This is a genomic window from Pseudomonas sp. A34-9, from assembly GCF_029543085.1.
In the GTDB taxonomy this organism is placed as follows: Bacteria; Pseudomonadota; Gammaproteobacteria; order Pseudomonadales; family Pseudomonadaceae; genus Aquipseudomonas.
Genome location: NZ_CP119967.1, coordinates 1,013,490 through 1,031,735 on the forward strand (window position 1 = coordinate 1,013,490; position 18,246 = coordinate 1,031,735).

The 18,246-nt window shown below is 60.1% G+C and carries 15 protein-coding genes; 9 read left to right on the forward strand and 6 right to left on the reverse strand.

The features are described 5' to 3' along the window. Nucleotides 1–6: 6 nt before the first annotated feature. Nucleotides 7–1,560 (forward strand): galactarate dehydratase, encoded by a 1,554-nt coding sequence (garD, locus tag P3G59_RS04270; RefSeq protein ID WP_277760578.1) that lies wholly within the window; start codon nt 7–9, stop codon nt 1,558–1,560. A gap of 392 nt (nt 1,561–1,952) precedes the next feature. Next, complete coding sequence (locus tag P3G59_RS04275) at nt 1,953–2,894, forward strand: AEC family transporter (RefSeq protein WP_277760579.1); 942 nt, start codon at nt 1,953–1,955, stop codon at nt 2,892–2,894. Nucleotides 2,895–2,977: 83 nt separating this feature from the next. Here P3G59_RS04275 and P3G59_RS04280 read toward each other — a convergent pair whose 3' ends face one another. The 6 genes from P3G59_RS04280 to gatC form a co-directional block, all read right to left on the reverse strand. Then, the gene (locus P3G59_RS04280) at nt 2,978–3,355 is read right to left on the reverse strand and encodes a carboxymuconolactone decarboxylase family protein (RefSeq protein WP_277760580.1); all 378 of its coding nucleotides are present in this window, start codon (nt 3,353–3,355) and stop codon (nt 2,978–2,980) included. Then, nucleotides 3,352–4,413 carry a calcium/sodium antiporter gene (locus P3G59_RS04285; RefSeq protein WP_277760581.1) on the reverse strand — a complete coding sequence of 354 codons (1,062 nt, stop codon included), beginning with the start codon at nt 4,411–4,413 and terminating at the stop codon, nt 3,352–3,354. The genes P3G59_RS04280 and P3G59_RS04285 overlap by 4 nt, the downstream gene beginning before the upstream one ends. Before the next feature lie 46 nt (nt 4,414–4,459). After that, nucleotides 4,460–4,834: a septal ring lytic transglycosylase RlpA family protein gene (locus P3G59_RS04290; protein WP_277760582.1), complete on the reverse strand. Its 375-nt coding sequence runs from the start codon at nt 4,832–4,834 to the stop codon at nt 4,460–4,462. Between the two features lie 144 nt (nt 4,835–4,978). After that, nucleotides 4,979–6,424 (reverse strand): Asp-tRNA(Asn)/Glu-tRNA(Gln) amidotransferase subunit GatB, encoded by a 1,446-nt coding sequence (gene gatB, locus P3G59_RS04295; protein WP_095125392.1) that lies wholly within the window; start codon nt 6,422–6,424, stop codon nt 4,979–4,981. A gap of 10 nt (nt 6,425–6,434) precedes the next feature. Next, complete coding sequence (gatA, locus tag P3G59_RS04300) at nt 6,435–7,886, reverse strand: Asp-tRNA(Asn)/Glu-tRNA(Gln) amidotransferase subunit GatA (RefSeq protein ID WP_277760583.1); 1,452 nt, start codon at nt 7,884–7,886, stop codon at nt 6,435–6,437. 16 nt (nt 7,887–7,902) lie between these two features. Then, a complete protein-coding gene (gene gatC / locus P3G59_RS04305; protein WP_007976465.1) occupies nt 7,903–8,190 on the reverse strand; it encodes an Asp-tRNA(Asn)/Glu-tRNA(Gln) amidotransferase subunit GatC in 288 nt (95 codons plus the stop codon). Nucleotides 8,191–8,401: 211 nt separating this feature from the next. Between gatC and mreB the strand changes: the two genes are divergently transcribed. From mreB to P3G59_RS04340, 7 genes are all read left to right on the forward strand, one after another. Then, a complete protein-coding gene (mreB, locus tag P3G59_RS04310; protein WP_002555108.1) occupies nt 8,402–9,439 on the forward strand; it encodes a rod shape-determining protein MreB in 1,038 nt (345 codons plus the stop codon). Nucleotides 9,440–9,580: 141 nt separating this feature from the next. Beyond that, complete coding sequence (gene mreC / locus P3G59_RS04315) at nt 9,581–10,726, forward strand: rod shape-determining protein MreC (protein ID WP_277762113.1); 1,146 nt, start codon at nt 9,581–9,583, stop codon at nt 10,724–10,726. Beyond that, a complete protein-coding gene (mreD, locus tag P3G59_RS04320) occupies nt 10,726–11,217 on the forward strand; it encodes a rod shape-determining protein MreD (RefSeq protein ID WP_077571118.1) in 492 nt (163 codons plus the stop codon). Before mreC ends, mreD begins: the two co-directional genes overlap by 1 nt. A 37-nt stretch (nt 11,218–11,254) precedes the next feature. Next, entirely contained in the window at nt 11,255–11,851 is a 597-nt protein-coding gene (locus P3G59_RS04325) for a Maf family protein (protein WP_277760584.1), read from the forward strand. Nucleotides 11,852–11,909: 58 nt separating this feature from the next. Further along, nucleotides 11,910–13,367, forward strand: a complete 1,458-nt coding sequence (gene rng, locus P3G59_RS04330) for a ribonuclease G (protein WP_007915369.1) — start codon at nt 11,910–11,912, stop codon at nt 13,365–13,367. Nucleotides 13,368–13,442: 75 nt separating this feature from the next. Further along, the gene (locus tag P3G59_RS04335) at nt 13,443–17,249 is read left to right on the forward strand and encodes a YhdP family protein (RefSeq protein WP_277760585.1); all 3,807 of its coding nucleotides are present in this window, start codon (nt 13,443–13,445) and stop codon (nt 17,247–17,249) included. Nucleotides 17,250–17,381: 132 nt separating this feature from the next. Next, the gene (locus P3G59_RS04340; RefSeq protein WP_277760586.1) at nt 17,382–18,242 is read left to right on the forward strand and encodes a carbon-nitrogen hydrolase family protein; all 861 of its coding nucleotides are present in this window, start codon (nt 17,382–17,384) and stop codon (nt 18,240–18,242) included. The last annotated feature ends 4 nt before the right edge of the window (nt 18,243–18,246 follow it).

The window sequence follows — 18,246 nt, forward strand, 5'->3', positions numbered from 1 at the left end:
GGCGTCATGCAGTTGATTGAACATTCCGACTCGCCGCGCCACATTCGCCTGCACGCGCGGGACAATGTGGTGGTAGTGGTCAACGACCAGGGTGCACCGGCGGGCACTGAATTTTCCGATGGCCTGGTGACGGTGGAATTCGTGCCGCAGAGTCACAAGATCACTCTGGAAGATATTCCCGAGGGTGGCGAGGTGATTCGCTACGGTCAGGTGATTGGCTATGCGTTGCAGCCGATCCGCCGTGGCAGTTGGGTCAAGGAAGATCAACTGCGCATGCCGACCGCGCCGCCGCTGGACAGCCTGCCGCTGTCCACCGAGGTGCCGGACGCGCAGGCACCGCTGGAAGGCTTCACGTTCGAGGGTTATCGCAACGCTGACGGCACCGTCGGCACGCGCAATATTCTTGGCATTACCACCACGGTGCAGTGCGTCACCGGCGTGCTTGATCACGCGGTAAAACGCATCAAGGAAGAACTGCTGCCGAAGTACCCGCATGTCGATGACGTGGTGGCACTGACCCACAGTTATGGCTGCGGCGTGGCGATTACCGCCACCGACGCTTACATCCCGATTCGTACCGTGCGCAATCTGGCGCGTAATCCGAACCTCGGTGGCGAGGCGTTGGTGATCAGCCTCGGCTGCGAGAAATTGCAGGCCGGGCAGGTGATGCACGAAGACGATGCGTCGGTGGATCTCAGCGATCCGTGGCTGTATCGCTTGCAGGATTCCAGTCACGGTTTCACCGAAATGATCGAACAGATCATGGAACTGGCCGAGGTTCGCTTGAAAAAACTCGACCAGCGCCGCCGCGAAACCGTGCCGGCGTCTGAGCTGATCCTCGGCATGCAGTGCGGCGGCAGCGATGCGTTTTCCGGGATCACCGCCAACCCGGCGTTGGGTTATGCCTCGGACTTGTTGCTGCGTGCGGGGGCGACGGTGATGTTTTCCGAAGTCACCGAAGTGCGCGATGCGATTTACCTGCTGACTTCACGCGCTGAAACCAAAACCGTTGCCGAGGAACTGGTGCGAGAGATGGACTGGTACGACCGTTACCTGGCCAAGGGCGAAGCGGATCGCAGCGCCAACACCACGCCGGGCAACAAGAAGGGCGGGCTGTCGAACATTGTCGAGAAATCGCTGGGTTCGATCGTCAAATCCGGCAGCAGCGCAATCAACGGCGTGCTCGGCCCGGGCGAGCGTTTCAAGCAGAAGGGGTTGATTTTCTGTGCGACGCCAGCGAGTGATTTTGTCTGTGGCACGTTGCAGTTGGCGGCGGGGATGAACCTGCATGTGTTCACCACCGGGCGGGGTACGCCGTATGGTTTGGCGATGGCGCCGGTGGTGAAGGTGTCGACGCGTACGGAATTGGCCCAGCGCTGGCCTGATCTGATTGATATCGACGCCGGAAGGATAGCGACCGGGCGGGCGACGATCGAAGAGTTGGGTTGGGAGTTGTTCCACTACTACCTGGATGTGGCGAGCGGCAAGCAACAGACGTGGGCGGAGAAGCACAAGCTGCATAACGACATTACGTTGTTCAATCCGGCGCCGATTACTTGATGCGTGATCGGCTTGCCCCTCACCCCAGCCCTCTCCCGGAGGGAGAGGGGGCCGACCGAGTTGTCTTGCGCTATACATCGACCTGAAATACCGAGTTGATTGTGGATTCGACAAGCAGTTCTGGATTCAGCGATGTCATTTCAGGTCGGTGGATTTACTGAATATCCCGCGATCGCTCCCTTCTCCTGAGGGAGAGGGGGCCGACCGAGATGTCTTGCGCTATACATCGACCTGAAATACCCGGTCGATTATGGATTCAACGATGCAATTTCACGTCGGTGAACTTCTTGAATATCCCCCGATCGGTCCCCTCTCCCTCCGGGAGAGGGCTAGGGTGAGGGGCTTTTGCTTTATCATTGCCCCCTGACTACGCTCACCCAAGGCTCCCCGGCATGCTGGCAATCTTCCTCGAAACCCTGAACATCACCGCGCCGGTGTTTGCCATGCTGTTTCTCGGTGTGCTGCTCAAGCGCATCGACTGGATCAACGACAATTTCATCCACACCGCCTCGTCGCTGGTGTTCAACGTCACCATGCCGGCGCTGCTGTTCCTCGGCATTCTGCATGCCGATCTGCACGCCGCGCTGCAACCGTCCCTGCTGATCTATTTCTCTCTCGCCACGCTGGTGAGTTTTGCCCTGGCCTGGGGCTGGGCGATTTTCCGTTGCCCGCGCGAAGATCGCGGCATTTACACCCAAGGCGCGTTTCGCGGCAACAACGGCGTAATTGGTCTGGCACTGGCGGCGAGCATGTACGGCGATTACGGGATTTCCCTCGGGGCGATTCTCGCGGCGCTGGTGATCCTGTTTTACAACACCCTGTCGACCATCGTGCTGGCGGTGTACAGCCCGGTGATCAAGTCCGATCCGTGGAGCATCTGCAAAAGCGTGTTCAGCAATCCACTGATCATCAGCGTGATTGCAGCGGCGCCGTTTGCCTATTTCAAGATCGGTTTGCCGGGTTGGCTGGAGACCTCCGGTCAGTATCTGGCGCAGACCACCTTGCCACTGGCGTTGATCTGCATCGGTGGCACCCTGTCGCTGGCAGCGTTGCGCAAGAGCGGCAGCATGGCGCTGAGTTCCAGCCTGGTGAAGATGATCGGTTTGCCGGTGCTCGCGACGCTGGGGGCGTGGTTGTGGGGATTTCGTGGGGCGGAGCTGGGGATTTTGTTTCTGTATTTCGGCAGCCCGACGGCGGCGGCGAGTTTTGTCATGGCCCGGGCGGCGCAGGGCAACCATGAACTGGCGGCGGCGATTATCGTGATGACCACGTTGATGGCGGCGGTGACCACCAATATCGGGATTTTCGTTTTGCAGTGGGGTGGATGGATCTAAAGCAGATCAAAAGATCGCAGCCTGCGGCAGCTCCTACATAGGAATGCGTACTCCCTGTAGGCGCTGCCGAAGGCTGCGATCTTTTAGCTTTTCTCGTAGGGATCGATCACTTCCTGCGCCGCGCGAAACGCATCAATCGCCGCCGGCACGCCGGCATACACCGCACAATGCAGCAGCGCCTCGCGAATCTCGTCCACCGTGCAGCCGTTGTTCAGCGCGCCGCGCACGTGGCCTTTCAGCTCTTGTGGGCACTTCAGTGCAGTCAGCGCGGCGAGGGTGATGAGGCTACGGGTTTTCAACGGCAGGCCTTCGCGATTCCACACGCCACCCCAGGCATGTTCATTGACGAAATCCTGCAGCGGTTGAGTGAACTCGGTGGCGTTGCCCAACGCCCGATCAACAAACGCATCGCCCATTACCTGGCGGCGGACTTCAACCCCGGACTGCTTCGATTCGGTCATGGCATATCCCTCTTGTGGTGTTGGCGGCGCCAGGCGCGGATCGACGTGAACAGCAGGAACGTCAACAGCGTCGGCAAGACATAAAACAGCATCAGCCGCTCAAGCTTGCCGGCCAACGGCATGCCGGTGGTGAACGACACCACGTGCAGCCCGTAAGCCAGGTACAAACCGAGCAACAGCAAACCTTCTGCACGCGTCACGCGGTAGCCGGAATAGAACACCGGCAGGCACAGCGCGGCGACGCCGAGCATCACCGGCAAGTCGAAATCCAGCGCGTTCGGCGATACCGACAGCGGCGTCGGCGCGATCAAAGCCGTGAGGCCGAGCACTCCGAGCAGGTTGAACAGATTTGCGCCGATCACGTTGCCCACGGCGATATCGCGTTGTCCGCGCAACGCGGCGATCAGCGAGGTTGCCAGTTCAGGCAGCGAAGTGCCGACAGCCACGACAGTCAGTCCGATCACCCGCTCGGAGAACCCAAGGTCGGTGGCCACCACGACAGCGGCGCCCAGCAACAGATGCCCGGCAAACACCAACATCGCCAGACCGATAACGATCATCAGCAGGCTGCTGAACCAGGAGGCCTGTGCTGCTTCAGGTTGTTCCGAATGCGGCCGCGTCGAGTGCCGTGACTGGCGAAACAGCAAACCGAGATACAAGGCCAATGCGCCCAACAACAGGATGCCATCGAAGCGCCCTAACTCTTCATTCCATGCCAGCACGAACACCAGCAGACTGGCACCGATCATCAGCGGAATATCGAGGCGCACCAATTGCCGCGAGACACGCAAAGGAATGATCAGCGCCGACAGGCCGAGGGTGACGAGGATGTTGAAGATGCTGCTGCCGACTACGCTGCCAACGGCAATGTCCGGATTATGCGCCAGTGCCGCTTGCAGGCTGACGGCCATTTGCGGCGCGCTGCTGCCGAGGGCGACGATGGTCAGGCCGATGATCAACGGCCGCACATGCAGGCGCGCCGCCAGACGCACCGCTGCGCGCACCATCAGTTCTGCGCCGAAGATCAGCAGGCACAGGCCGGCGAGCAGTTCGATCACGCTGATCAGGGGTAAGTCGGCTAATCCGAAAATGGTCAGCGCTCCATCAGTCGTCGAGGGCTTGCACGCGAACCCGCGCGGTGCCGCTGCGCAGCATGCCGAGTTGTTCGGCGGCCTCGCGGGACACGTCGATCAGGCGTCCACGGGTATGCGGGCCACGGTCATTGATGCGGACCACGACGGATTCATCGTTTTTCAGGTTGGTGATCTTCACTCGCGTGCCGAAGGGTAGCTGGCGGTGGGCGGCGGTCAGAGAATTCTGGTTGAATGCTTCGCCACTGGCGGTGCGTTTACCGTGGTGTCTGGCACCGTAATAGGAGGCGACGCCGGTCTGGTCGTAACCGTGCGGGTCGATGATGTCGGTGCTGGCGCAACCGGCCAGTAGCGAGAGCAGGGCGCAGGCGCCCAGCAGACGTTTCATTCAAGTACTCCAAAGTGATCGTTCCCACGCTCCAGCGTGGGAACGCATCCCGTGACGCTCTGCGTCACACCGCAATGGACGCGGAGCGTCCGGGGCGGCATTCCCACGCAGAGCGTGGGAACGATCCCGGGCGCGGGGCTGGAATCAGCCTTCGAGCTTGCTTTTCAGCAGTTCGTTCACTTGCTGCGGGTTGGCTTTGCCTTTGGACGCTTTCATCGCCTGACCGACAAAGAAGCCGAACATCTTGCCGCGTTTGGCTTCATCCGCCGCACGATACTGCTCAACCTGCTCGGCGTTGGCCGCGAGCATTTCGTCCAGTACCGCCGAGATTGCGCCGCTATCGGTGACTTGCTTCAGACCGCGTTTTTCGATGATCTCGTCCGCGCTGCCTTCGCCATTGGCCATCGCTTCGAACACAACCTTGGCGATTTTGCCGGAGATGGTGTTGTCCTTGATGCGCAGCAGCATGCCACCCAGCAGTTCAGCGGAAACCGGCGACTCGTCGATGTCCAGGCCTTGCTTGTTGAGCAGGCTGCCCAACTCGACCATCACCCAGTTCGCCGCCAGCTTGGCGTCGCCGCCGATGGCTGCGACTTTCTCGAAGTAGTCCGCTTGCTCACGGCTGGTAGCCAGCACGTTGGCGTCGTAGGCCGACAGACCGAACTGGCTCTGGAAGCGCTCGCGTTTTTGCGGTGGCAGTTCCGGCAGGGTGGCGCGCACCTCGCCGAGGAACGATTCTTCGATTACCACCGGCAGCAGGTCCGGATCGGGGAAGTAACGGTAGTCGTTGGCTTCCTCTTTCGAACGCATCGGACGGGTCTCGTCCTTGTTCGGATCGTACAGACGGGTCTGCTGGATCACTTTGCCGCCGTCTTCGATCAGCTCGATCTGCCGCTGGATCTCGGAGTTGATCGCCTTCTCGATGAAGCGGAAGGAGTTGACGTTCTTGATCTCGCAGCGCGTGCCGAATTCAACCTGGCCTTTCGGACGGATCGACACGTTGCAGTCGCAACGCAGCGAGCCTTCGGCCATGTTGCCGTCGCAGATGCCCAGGTAACGAACCAGCGCGTGGATCGCCTTGACGTAAGCCACGGCTTCCTTGGCGCTGCGCATGTCAGGCTCGGAAACGATTTCCAGCAGTGGCGTGCCGGCACGGTTCAGGTCGATGCCGGTGGCACCGTTGAATTCTTCGTGCAGGCTCTTGCCGGCGTCTTCTTCCAAGTGCGCGCGGGTAATGCCGACACGTTTGACCGTGCCGTCTTCCAAAGCGATGTCCAGGTGGCCTTTACCGACAATCGGCAATTCCATCTGGCTGATCTGATAGCCCTTCGGCAGATCCGGGTAGAAGTAGTTTTTGCGCGCGAACACGTTGTGCTGACCGATCTCGGCGTCAATCGCCAGACCGAACATCACGGCCATGCGCACGGCTTCCTGGTTCAGCACTGGCAACACGCCAGGCATGCCCAGGTCGATCAGGCTGGCCTGGGTGTTCGGCTCGGAGCCGAATGTGGTGGAACTACCGGAAAAGATTTTCGACCGGGTGGTGAGCTGAGTGTGAATCTCCAGCCCGATCACGACTTCCCATTGCATGTGTGTCTCCTCAGAAGCCGGTTGGGGTGCGGGTGTGCCAGTCAGTTTTCAACTGATACTGGTGCGCAACATTGAGCAAACGGCCTTCCTGGAAATACGGCGCGAGCAACTGCACGCCAACCGGCAGACCGTCGACAAAACCGGCCGGCATCGACAGGCCCGGCAGGCCCGCGAGGTTGGCGGTGATGGTGTAGACGTCTTCCAGGTAGGCAGCGACCGGGTCGCTGTTCTTGGCGCCAAGCTTCCAGGCCGGGTTCGGCGTGGTTGGGCCGAGGATGATGTCGACTTCATTAAAGGCAGCCATGAAGTCGTTTTTTACCAGGCGACGGATCTTCTGCGCTTTCAGGTAGTAGGCGTCGTAGTAACCGGCGGACAGCGCGTAGGCACCGACCATGATCCGGCGCTGGACTTCCGCGCCGAAGCCTTCGCCACGGGAGCGCTTGTACAGGTCGATCAGATCTTTCGGTTGCTCGCAGCGATGGCCGAAACGCACGCCGTCGAAACGCGACAGGTTAGAGGAGGCTTCTGCCGGAGCGATCACGTAGTACGCCGGAATCGCGTGCTGCATGTTCGGCAGGCTGATTTCCTTGATCACGGCACCGAGCTTCTGCAGCTCTTTAATGCTGTTCTGGATCAGCTCGGCGATGCGCGGGTCGAGACCGGCGCTGAAGTATTCCTTCGGCACGCCGATGCGCAGGCCTTGCAGCGAATCGCCCAGGCTGGCGGAGTAATCCGGAACCGGCTCATCGATGCTGGTGGAGTCGTTCTGATCGAAGCCTGCCATACCTTGCAACAAAATCGCGCAGTCTTCGGCCGTGCGCGCCAACGGGCCGCCCTGATCGAGGCTCGAGGCGTAAGCGATCATGCCCCAGCGCGAAACACGACCGTAGGTCGGCTTCAGGCCAGTGAGGTTGGTGAACGCTGCTGGCTGACGAATCGAACCGCCAGTGTCGGTGGCCGTCGCCGCAGGCAACAGACGAGCGGCAACCGCCGCCGCCGAACCGCCGGACGAACCGCCCGGTACGTGTTCCAGGTTCCACGGATTTTTCACCGCGCCGTACCAGCTCGACTCGTTGGCCGAACCCATGGCGAATTCGTCCATGTTGGTCTTGCCCAGGGTTACGGCACCGGCAGCCGCCAGTTTCGCGACCACGGTGGCGTCGTACGGTGCTTTGAAGTTGTCGAGCATCTTCGAGCCGCAGCTGGTGCGAATGCCCTGAGTGCAGAACAAGTCTTTGTGAGCGATCGGCGCACCGAGCAGGGCGCCGCTCTCACCGTTGGCGCGGCGGGCATCGGCGGCTTTCGCCTGCTCGATGGCCTGCTCTTCGGTGAGGCTGATGAAACTGTTGAGCTGCGGGTCGAGCTGGGTAATACGCGCCAGCAGGACTTTGGTCAGCTCTTCGGAGGAAAACTTTTTATCGGCGAGACCGCGGGCGATCTCGGCCAGAGTCATTTGATGCATTGCAGGCTCTTTCCCTTTAGTCGATGACTTTCGGAACCAGATACAGGCCGTTTTCGACCGCTGGTGCGATGGACTGGTAGGCCTCGCGGTTATTCGTCTCGGTCACAACGTCGGCGCGCAGGCGCTGACTGGCTTCCAGCGGGTGGGCCAGAGGCTCGATTCCGTCGGTATTAACAGCCTGCATTTCGTCGACCAGACCGAGAATGCTGTTGAGGGCGGAAGTAATGTGTGGAAGATCGGCATCATTGAGGCCAAGGCAGGCCAGATGAGCGATTTTTTCCACGTCGGAGCGTTCTAGCGCCATCGGGATTCTCCTGTGGAAAACAGAACGGACGGCGTCCGTGTGTTAGATTGTCGGAACACTACCGCACTTCTACGGTCATAAGGCCGCGATTGTGGGGCTTGGTGCACAGAAAAGCGGCCAATTTAACATATTGGCGCCTTGCCCAAAATCCCTGTCGTTGTTAGAGTTTGCCGCACTTTTTTACCCACGCGTTGCCTAGGGTCCCTTTCCCATGTTCAAGAAACTGCGTGGCATGTTTTCCAGCGATCTTTCCATTGACCTGGGCACTGCCAACACCCTTATTTACGTGCGCGAGCGCGGTATCGTCCTGAATGAGCCATCGGTTGTGGCCATTCGGACACACGGTAATCAGAAAAGTGTCGTTGCTGTCGGCACCGAGGCCAAGCGCATGCTCGGCCGTACGCCGGGCAACATTGCTGCCATTCGTCCGATGAAGGACGGCGTGATCGCCGACTTCAGCGTCTGCGAAAAGATGCTGCAATACTTTATCAACAAGGTTCACGAAAACAGCTTTCTGCAGCCTAGCCCTCGTGTGCTGATCTGCGTTCCATGCAAATCCACTCAGGTTGAGCGTCGTGCCATCCGTGAATCGGCCCTTGGCGCCGGCGCGCGTGAAGTGTTCCTGATCGAAGAGCCAATGGCTGCTGCCATCGGTGCCGGCCTGCCGGTAGAAGAAGCGCGCGGTTCGATGGTCGTGGATATCGGTGGTGGTACTACCGAAATCGCGCTGATCTCCCTGAACGGTGTGGTCTATGCCGAATCCGTCCGCGTTGGCGGCGACCGCTTCGACGAAGCGATCATCACCTACGTGCGTCGTAACTACGGCAGCCTGATCGGTGAATCCACCGCTGAGCGCATCAAGCAGGAAATCGGCACGGCCTACCCGGGCGGCGAAGTTCGCGAAGTCGACGTTCGCGGTCGCAACCTGGCCGAAGGCGTTCCACGCGCATTCACCCTGAACTCCAACGAAGTGCTGGAAGCTCTGCAAGAGTCTCTGGCGACCATCGTTCAGGCCGTGAAAAGTGCGCTGGAGCAATCGCCGCCGGAACTGGCTTCCGACATCGCCGAGCGTGGCCTGGTGCTGACCGGTGGTGGCGCGCTGCTGCGTGACCTCGACAAGTTGCTGGCCCAGGAAACCGGTCTGCCAGTCATCGTTGCCGAAGATCCGCTGACCTGTGTTGCTCGCGGCGGTGGCCGTGCATTGGAAATGATGGATAAGCACACCATGGATCTGCTCTCGAGCGAATAAGTCGTCGAGTGCAATACGTGGGTGAGCGCGCAGGCAGCACTTTGCAGTGCTGCCTGTTGGCGTTTATCTTCTGTCAGTCTTCATCCAGGCCGGTTTGATGCCGTATGAATAAACAGAACATTTGCCTGGGAGGAGCGGCTTATTAAACCGCTTTTCGCCAAAGGCCCTTCGTTGGGTGTGCGCCTGTTGGTGCTGGCCGTGTTGTCGGTCGCGCTGATGGTGGTCGATGCCCGCTTCGACTTGCTCAAGCCCGCGCGCAAACAAGCGTCGCTGGTGTTGATGGACGCCTACTGGATTACCGACCTGCCGGGACGGCTGTGGGAAGGCATTGCCAGTCAGTTCGGCAGTCGCACCGAACTGGTCGCCGAAAACGAAAAACTCAAGACCGAAAACCTGCTGTATCAGGGTCGCATGCAGAAGCTTGCCGCCCTTACCGAGCAGAACGTTCGGCTGCGCGAGTTGCTCAATTCCTCTGCGCTGGTCAATGAAAAGGTCGAAGTGGCCGAGTTGATCGGCATGGACCCCAACCCCTTCACTCATCGCATCATCATCAATAAAGGTGAGCGCGATGGCGTGGTACTGGGGCAGCCGGTGCTCGATGCACGCGGCTTGATGGGTCAGGTGGTCGAGTTGATGCCTTACACCTCGCGTGTACTGCTGTTGACCGACACCACTCACAGCATTCCTGTACAGGTGAACCGCAATGGCCTGCGGGCGATTGCCAGCGGCACTGGCAACCCGGAGCGTCTGGAACTGCGTCACGTTGCCGACACGGCCGATATCAAAGAAGGCGATCTGTTGGTCAGCTCCGGCCTTGGCCAGCGCTTCCCGGCCGGTTACCCGGTCGCCACGGTGAAGGAAGTGATCCACGATTCCGGCCAGCCGTTCGCGATCGTCCGCGCCGTGCCGACTGCCGCCCTCAACCGCAGCCGTTACCTGCTGTTGGTCTTCAGCGATAACCGCACCGCCGAAGAGCGCGCCAACGATGCCGCGCAAGCGCAGGAAAATCTTGATGCCTTTGGCGGCGGCCCGATTGTTCCGGCCACTGTGCCGAAAACCGTGACCGCGCCGGCAGCCACGGCTGCTCCGACGCCTGCAACACCTGCCGCACCGACCACTGCCGCCAGCGCCACACCGGCCAAACCCGCTGCAAGTAAACCGCCAGCGGCGGCGAAACCACCGGCATCCACGCCGGCGGCAACCAAACCTCCAGCTGCCCAGCCCGCTGCGCGACCGGCAGCGAAACCGCCTGTCAGTGCGCCGGCGACAACCGGGAGACAAGAATAATGGTCGGGGCTACCGCATCGCGAAACGGCTGGATTGTCTGGCTGACGTTTCTCATCGGCATGTTGCTCAGTGTCTCGCCGTTGCCGCAATTCATGGAAATCCTGCGTCCGCTGTGGCTGGCGCTGCTCCTGACATTCTGGGCACTGTACATGCCGCAAACGGTCGGCATGGTCACCGCGTTTTGCCTCGGACTGGCTGAAGATGTGCTCTACGGCACGTTGCTTGGGCAGAACGCATTGATCCTGACCCTGATCACCTTCCTCGTGCTGTCATTGCAACAACGCCTGCGAATGTTCCCGATGTGGCAGCAATGCCTGGTAATTCTGGTGATTTTCGGCCTCGCGCAGCTGGTGCAATTGTGGCTCAGCGCGTTGACCGGTAATCGTCAGCCGACCCTGGCGCTGGTACTTCCGGCACTGGTCAGTGCCTTGCTCTGGCCTTGGGTCAGCTTTGCCCTACGCGGATTGCGCCGACGCTACAAAATCAATTGAGCCGGTGAAGCAGGGCACTGAACAGGGAGATGTTTTGATGAAGCCGCTTTACCTCGCCTCCGGATCGCCGCGTCGCCGTGAATTGCTCACGCAGATCGGCGTTCCGTTCTCCGCCATCAGCGCGGATATCGACGAAACCCCGTTACCCGAAGAGTCGCCAGCGACCTATGTCGAACGCCTCGCGCGCGGCAAGGCCGAGGCCGGGCGCCGCACGGTCGTGTCCGCTCAGCCATTCTGCGTCCTCGGCGCCGACACCGCCGTGGTGCTGGACGGCAAAATTCTTGGCAAACCGGTGGACGAAGCCGACGCATGCGCCATGCTGATGATGTTGTCCGGCAAGGAGCATGAAGTGCTGACCGCCATCGCCGTGCTCGAAGGCGAGCGCTGCGAGTCGCGGGTGGTGCGCAGTCTGGTGCGGTTCCGCCCGATCAGTGGTGAAGAAGCGGGCGCTTATTGGGCCAGTGGCGAGCCACGGGACAAGGCCGGCGGTTATGGCATTCAGGGGCTCGGCGCGGTGTTTGTCGCCGGCCTCAATGGCAGTTACTCGGCTGTGGTCGGGTTGCCTGTTTGCGAAACCGCAGAACTGTTAGGCCATTTCGGCATACCCTGTTGGCAAAACCTGAACGCGCAATGAGCGTCGTACGAATCCAGATGCGGCCATTATCGTGAACATGCCTGAACGAGATCCTGCCATGAGTGAAGAGATTCTGATCAACATCACGCCGATGGAATCGCGCGTGGCGGTGGTCGAAAACGGTGTGCTGCAAGAAGTCCACGTCGAGCGCACGCAAAAACGCGGGATCGTCGGCAACATCTATAAAGGCAAGATTGTTCGGGTATTGCCGGGCATGCAGGCCGCGTTCGTCGACATCGGTCTGGATCGCGCGGCGTTCATTCACGCGGCCGAAATCTCCCTGCGCGAAGGCCCTGCGGTGGAAAGCATCAGCGCGCTGGTGCACGAGGGCCAAAGTCTGGTGGTGCAGGTCACCAAGGACCCGATTGGCTCCAAAGGCGCGCGCTTGACCACACAACTGTCGATCCCCTCGCGCTATCTGGTGTACATGCCGCGTACTGCCCACGTCGGCATTTCCCTGAAAATCGAAGACGAAGCCGAGCGCGAACGCCTCAAACAGGTGGTCAGCGATTGCGTGGCCAAAGAGGGGATCAAGGAGGCGGGCGGTTTCATTCTGCGTACCGCCGCCGAAGGCGCTGGCGCCGATGAAATTCTCATGGACATCCGTTATCTGCGTCGCCTGTGGGACCAGATCAACGAACAGATCAAAACCATCGCGGCGCCGAGCGTGATTTACGAAGACCTCGGTCTGGCGCTGCGTACCCTGCGTGATCTGGTCAATCCGAAGATCGAGAAGATTCGCATCGATTCTCGGGAAACCTTCCAGAAAACCACGCAGTTCGTTGCCGAACTGATGCCGGAAATCGCCGATCGTCTAGAACATTACCCGGGTGAACGGCCGATTTTCGACCTGTACGGCGTCGAAGACGAAATCCAGAAAGCCCTCGAACGCAAGGTGCCGCTGAAATCCGGCGGCTATCTGGTGGTGGATCCGGCAGAAGCCATGACCACCATCGATGTAAACACTGGCGCTTTCGTCGGTCATCGCAACCTCGAAGAAACCATCTTCAAGACCAATCTCGAAGCGGCCACCGCGATTGCCCGGCAAATGCGTCTGCGCAATCTGGGCGGGATCATCATCATCGACTTCATCGACATGGAAGATGAGGAACACCAGCGCCAGGTGCTGCGCACCCTGGAAAAACAGCTGGAGCGTGACCACGCCAAGACCAACATCATCGGCATCACCGAGTTGGGCCTGGTGCAGATGACCCGCAAGCGTACCCGTGAAAGTCTCGAGCAAGTGCTGTGCGAACCGTGCAGCAGTTGTCAGGGTCGCGGCAAACTGAAAACCGCGGAAACCATCTGTTACGAGATTTTCCGCGAGATCCTCCGTGAAGCGCGGGCCTATCAGGCCGAGGGTTACCGGGTGCTGGCGAACCAGAAAGTCGTCGACCGCTTGCTCGACGAAGAATCCGGTAACGTCGCCGAGCTTGAAGGGTTTATCGGGCGCACCATACGCTTTCAGGTGGAAACCATGTATTCCCAGGAACAATATGACGTGGTGTTGCTCTGATCCCCTGCGTCACGTTTATTCCACCGCGGCTGGCCTCAGCTTTTCGCAGTATTTTTGCCATGGGAGCCATCTGACATGGAGCGTCTGACACGCATTCTGGCCGCACTCACCCGTTGGGGGCTGGGCCTGTGCGCGTTGGTTCTGGTGTTGATGGCGTTGTACGTCAGTCTCGGTCGTGAGCTGACCCCGCTGGTGGCCGAATATCGCGCCGACATCGAGGACAAGGCCAGCGCCGCCCTTGGCATGCCCTTGCAGATCGGCGAGCTGGAGGGCAACTGGAGCGGTTTTGCGCCGATCCTGCTGGCTCATGACGTTATGCTCGGCGACGGTGCCAATGCGCTTCGTCTGGACCGCGTGCGAGCGGTACCGGATCTCTGGGCCAGTCTGTTGGCTCGTGAGGTGCGTATTGCCCACCTTGAACTCAACGGTCTGAAAATCAGCCTCAAAGAGGCCGAAGACGGCACTTGGGCGCTGGAAGGTCTGCCGGTGCAGAACGATCAGCCGCTCGATCCGCAGCAGTTGTTCAATCGCTCGCAGATGATTCAGCAACTGTCGGTGCTCGACAGTCAGGTGACCTTGCAGCCGCAGGATCACGCGCCGCTGACGCTCACCTATGTAGGTCTCAATCTGAAAACCGGCGCCAGCCGTCAGCGGCTCGATGCGCGTTTGACCTTGCCGGATGGCCAACCGGTTGCACTGAGTTTGCGCACGCGGATCCGTCCTGATCAATGGCAGGACAGTGCGGTGGAGGGTTATGCCAGCCTGCCGCAAAGTGACTGGTCGAAGTGGCTGCCGGAGCGTCTTACCCAACAGTGGAATTTTTCCGAGATCAAGGCCGGCGGCGAGCTTTGGGTCAATTGGGCCAAGGGCACCCTGCAAAGTGCGGCGCTGCGCTTGAACGCGCCGCAACTGACCGGCGCTTACGCCGATCGCAAGCCGATCCAGATCAATAATCTGGCGCTTAATGCCTACTACGAGAACAGTGCCGAGGGCGCGACCGTTACCCTCGATTCGCTGGCGATGAGTTTCGGCGAAAACCGTTGGGAGTCGCATGTACAACTGAAGCAGACGCGCGCGACCGACAAGGTGGACGAGCTCTGGCACTTGCAGGCTGATCGTCTCGATCTGACCCCGATCACTCCACTGCTGAATGCGTTGGGGCCTTTACCGCAAGGTTTCGCCACGGCCGTTGATCATTTGAAAGTCACCGGTGGTCTGCGCAATGTGTTGCTGGATTTTCGCCCCAACGCTACCGACGGCAACAAATTAAGTTTCGCCACCAACCTGGAAAACGTCGGTTTCGACGCCTATCACGGCGCGCCGGCAGCACGAAACGTCAGCGGCAGCCTCAGCGGCAACCTCGACGGTGGCGAACTGCGCATGGACAGCAAGGATTTTGTCCTGCACCTCGACCCGATTTTCGCCAAACCATGGCAGTACCTTCAGGCCAACGCCCGCCTGACCTGGAAGCTCGACAAAGACGGCTTCACCCTGATCGCTCCGTATCTGAAGGTGCTCGGCGAAGAAGGCAAGATCGCCGGCGACTTCCTGATTCGTCTGCACTTCGACCATAGCCAGGAAGACTACATGGACCTGCGAGTCGGTCTGGTCGATGGCGATGGTCGCTACACGGCCAAATACTTGCCCGAAGTGCTCAGTCCGGCGCTCGATGAGTGGCTGCGTACGGCGATTCTCAAAGGTGCGGTCGACCAGGGTTTCTTCCAGTATCAGGGCTCGCTGAGCAAGAATGCCGGTGAGGCCGACCGCAGCATCAGCCTGTTCTTCAAAGTGCACGACGCTGAACTGGCCTTCCAGCCGGGCTGGCCGCATGTGAGCAAGGTCAGTGGTGACGTGTTCATCGAAGACAGCGGTGTGCGGATCGTGGCCGACAAGGGTCAGTTGCTCGACACCCAAGTCAGTGATGTGTTCGTCAATATTCCCCATGTGCCTGCCGGCCAACATACGCATATGTTTCTCGATGGCGCCTTTGCCGGCGGCTTGGGGGACGGCTTGAAGATTCTCCAGGACGCACCGATCGGCACCGGTGAAACCTTCGCCGGCTGGGAAGGTGCGGGTGACCTGCAGGGCAAGCTCAAACTGGACATCCCGCTGGACAAGGGCGGCGACCTGCCGAAGATTCTGGTCGATTTCAAAACCGCCAATGCACGCCTGAAACTGGCTGAGCCGAAGCTTGAGCTGACGCAACTCAAAGGTGATTTCCGCTTCGACAGCGCCAAGGGACTGAGCGGCCAGAACATCACGGCGCGGGCCTTCGACAAACCGGTGACCGCGCAAATTTTTGCCGATGGCAGCCCCAACAAACTGAAAACCCGAGTGGCCGCTTCGGGACAGGTCGAGGTCAAGAAACTCACCGACTGGCTGGGCGTGACGCAACCCTTACCGGTATCCGGGACTATCCCCTATCAATTGCAATTGAATCTGGACGGCGCCGACAGTCAGTTGATGGTCAGTTCCAATCTCAAAGGTGTTGCAGTGGATCTGCCGGCACCGTTCGGCATGGCGGCGGATGTCGGGCGCGATACCGTGTTCCGCATGACCTTGCAGGGGCAGGAACGGCGTTATTGGGTCAATTACGACCAATTGGCCAACTTCACCTTTGCGGCTCCGCCGAGCAATTTTGCCGAGGGCCGTGGCGAGCTGTTCCTCGGTGCTGGCGAAGCAGTGCTGCCGGGTGCCAAGGGCTTGCGGATTCGCGGGGTGCTTTCGGAGCTGGACGTCGCGCCGTGGCAGGACCTGGTCAACAAATACGCCGGGCAGGATCCGGGCGGCAGCGCCAAGCAATTGCTCAACAGCGCTGATTTCAAGGTCGGCAAGCTCACCGCATTCGGAACCACGCTGGATCAGGCGTCGGTTCAGGTCAATCGCAAGCCGGGCGCATGGAATCTGGCCCTCGACAGCCAGCAGACCAAAGGCTCGGCAAGTCTGCCAGACGCCAAGGGCGTGCCGATTGCGGTCAATCTGCAATACGTGAAATTGCCGGCGCCGGACCCGACGGTGCAGGCTGACGAAAATTCGCCGGACCCATTGGTATCAGTCGATCCAACGAAGATTCCGTCACTGGATATCACCATCAATCAGCTGTTTCTGGGGCCGGATCTGGTCGGCGGCTGGTCGCTCAAGGTGCGCCCGACCGCCAAAGGCATCGCCCTGAACAACCTCGACATGGGTCTCAAAGGCATCCTGTTGCAGGGCAATGGTGGCTGGGAAGGTGCGCCGAGTGCGACCAACAGTTGGTTCAAAGGTCGCATTGGTGGCAAGAACCTCGCCGACGTCCTCAAGGGCTGGGGCTTTGCTCCGAGCGTGACCAGCGAAGAATTCCACATGGACGTCGATGGCCGCTGGCCGGGCTCGCCGGCGTGGCTGGCGACCAAGCGTTTCTCCGGCACGCTCGATGCTTCACTGAACAAAGGCCAGTTCGTTGAAGTGGAGGGCGGCGCGCAGGCGTTGCGGGTGTTTGGTCTGCTCAACTTCAACTCCATTGGCCGCCGTTTGCGTCTGGATTTCTCCGACCTGTTCGGCAAAGGCTTGAGCTATGACCGGGTCAAAGGTTTGTTGGTCGCCACCAATGGCGTCTATGTCACCCGTGAGCCGATCCGCCTGACCGGCCCGTCGAGCAACCTTGAGCTGAACGGTACGCTGGATCTGGTCGGTGATCAGGTCGACGCCAAGTTGCTGGTGACGTTGCCGGTGACCAATAACCTGCCGATTGCCGCACTGATCGTCGGTGCACCGGCGGTGGGCGGCGCACTGTTCCTCATCGACAAGCTGATCGGTGACCGTGTGGCGCGCTTTGCCAGTGTGAAATACACCGTCAAAGGCCCTTGGAAAGAGCCGAAAATCACCTTCGACAAGCCTTTTTAACTAGCAGACACTACCCCTTGGCAGGAGCTGCCGAGGCCTGCGATCTTTTGATTTGGTTTTCAAGCGTCAGATCAACAGATCCCAGCCTCCGGCAGCGCCTACAAAGTTATGTGCAGATCCCGAGGAGCGGCGATGTCTTTAGCGGTGATTCAAATGGTCAGCCAGAGCGACGTGCTGACCAATCTGGCTCAAGCCCGGCGCCTGCTCGAACAGGCTGCAGCCGGCGGCGCGAAGCTGGCGGTGCTGCCGGAAAACTTCGCCGCCATGGGCCGTCGTGACATCGCCGATATCGGCCGTGCCGAAGCCTTGGGCGAAGGGCCGATCCTGCCATGGTTGAAACAGACCGCCCGCGACCTCAAGTTATGGATAGTGGCCGGCACTTTGCCGTTGCCGCCGGTGGATCAACCGATGGCCAAGGCCAATGCCTGTTCGCTGCTGGTCAATGATCAGGGCGAAACCGTTGCCCGCTATGACAAGTTGCATCTGTTCGATGTCGATGTGGCGGACAATCGCGGGCGTTATCGCGAATCCGATGACTATGCTTATGGCAGTGGCGTTGTGGTTGCCGACACGCCGGTGGGCAAACTCGGTCTGACCGTGTGTTACGACTTGCGCTTTCCGGAGCTGTACAGCGAGTTGCGCGCCGCCGGTGCCGAGTTGATTACCGCACCGTCGGCCTTTACTGCGGTGACCGGCGCAGCGCATTGGGATGTGTTGATTCGCGCGCGGGCCATCGAGACCCAGTGCTATGTGCTGGCCGCAGCGCAGGGCGGGACCCACCCAGGACCGCGAGAAACCTTCGGTCATGCGGCGATTATCGATCCGTGGGGGCGCGTGCTGGCGAGCCAGGATCAAGGCGAAGCGGTGTTGTTGGCCGAACGCGACAGTATTGAACAAGCGTCCATCAGGGCGCGAATGCCGGTGACCAGTCATCGGCGGTTTTTCTCGCAGGGCGCGCAGCGACCTGCTTCAGAACACGAATTTAAGGCGTAAACCT

What these genes read in the sequence shown, in the direction of transcription:
- P3G59_RS04280 (WP_277760580.1), bottom strand. Translation starts at nt 3,355, where the DNA reads ATGACCGAATCGAAGCAGTCCGGGGTTGAAGTCCGCCGCCAGGTAATG.
- gatC (WP_007976465.1), bottom strand. Translation starts at nt 8,190, where the DNA reads ATGGCGCTAGAACGCTCCGACGTGGAAAAAATCGCTCATCTGGCCTGC.
- P3G59_RS04290 (WP_277760582.1), bottom strand. Translation starts at nt 4,834, where the DNA reads ATGAAACGTCTGCTGGGCGCCTGCGCCCTGCTCTCGCTACTGGCCGGT.
- mreB (WP_002555108.1), top strand. Translation starts at nt 8,402, where the DNA reads ATGTTCAAGAAACTGCGTGGCATGTTTTCCAGCGATCTTTCCATTGAC.
- gatA (WP_277760583.1), bottom strand. Translation starts at nt 7,886, where the DNA reads ATGCATCAAATGACTCTGGCCGAGATCGCCCGCGGTCTCGCCGATAAA.
- P3G59_RS04340 (WP_277760586.1), top strand. Translation starts at nt 17,382, where the DNA reads ATGTCTTTAGCGGTGATTCAAATGGTCAGCCAGAGCGACGTGCTGACC.
- rng (WP_007915369.1), top strand. Translation starts at nt 11,910, where the DNA reads ATGAGTGAAGAGATTCTGATCAACATCACGCCGATGGAATCGCGCGTG.
- P3G59_RS04325 (WP_277760584.1), top strand. Translation starts at nt 11,255, where the DNA reads ATGAAGCCGCTTTACCTCGCCTCCGGATCGCCGCGTCGCCGTGAATTG.
- mreD (WP_077571118.1), top strand. Translation starts at nt 10,726, where the DNA reads ATGGTCGGGGCTACCGCATCGCGAAACGGCTGGATTGTCTGGCTGACG.
- gatB (WP_095125392.1), bottom strand. Translation starts at nt 6,424, where the DNA reads ATGCAATGGGAAGTCGTGATCGGGCTGGAGATTCACACTCAGCTCACC.
- P3G59_RS04335 (WP_277760585.1), top strand. Translation starts at nt 13,443, where the DNA reads ATGGAGCGTCTGACACGCATTCTGGCCGCACTCACCCGTTGGGGGCTG.
- garD (WP_277760578.1), top strand. Translation starts at nt 7, where the DNA reads ATGCAGTTGATTGAACATTCCGACTCGCCGCGCCACATTCGCCTGCAC.
- P3G59_RS04275 (WP_277760579.1), top strand. Translation starts at nt 1,953, where the DNA reads ATGCTGGCAATCTTCCTCGAAACCCTGAACATCACCGCGCCGGTGTTT.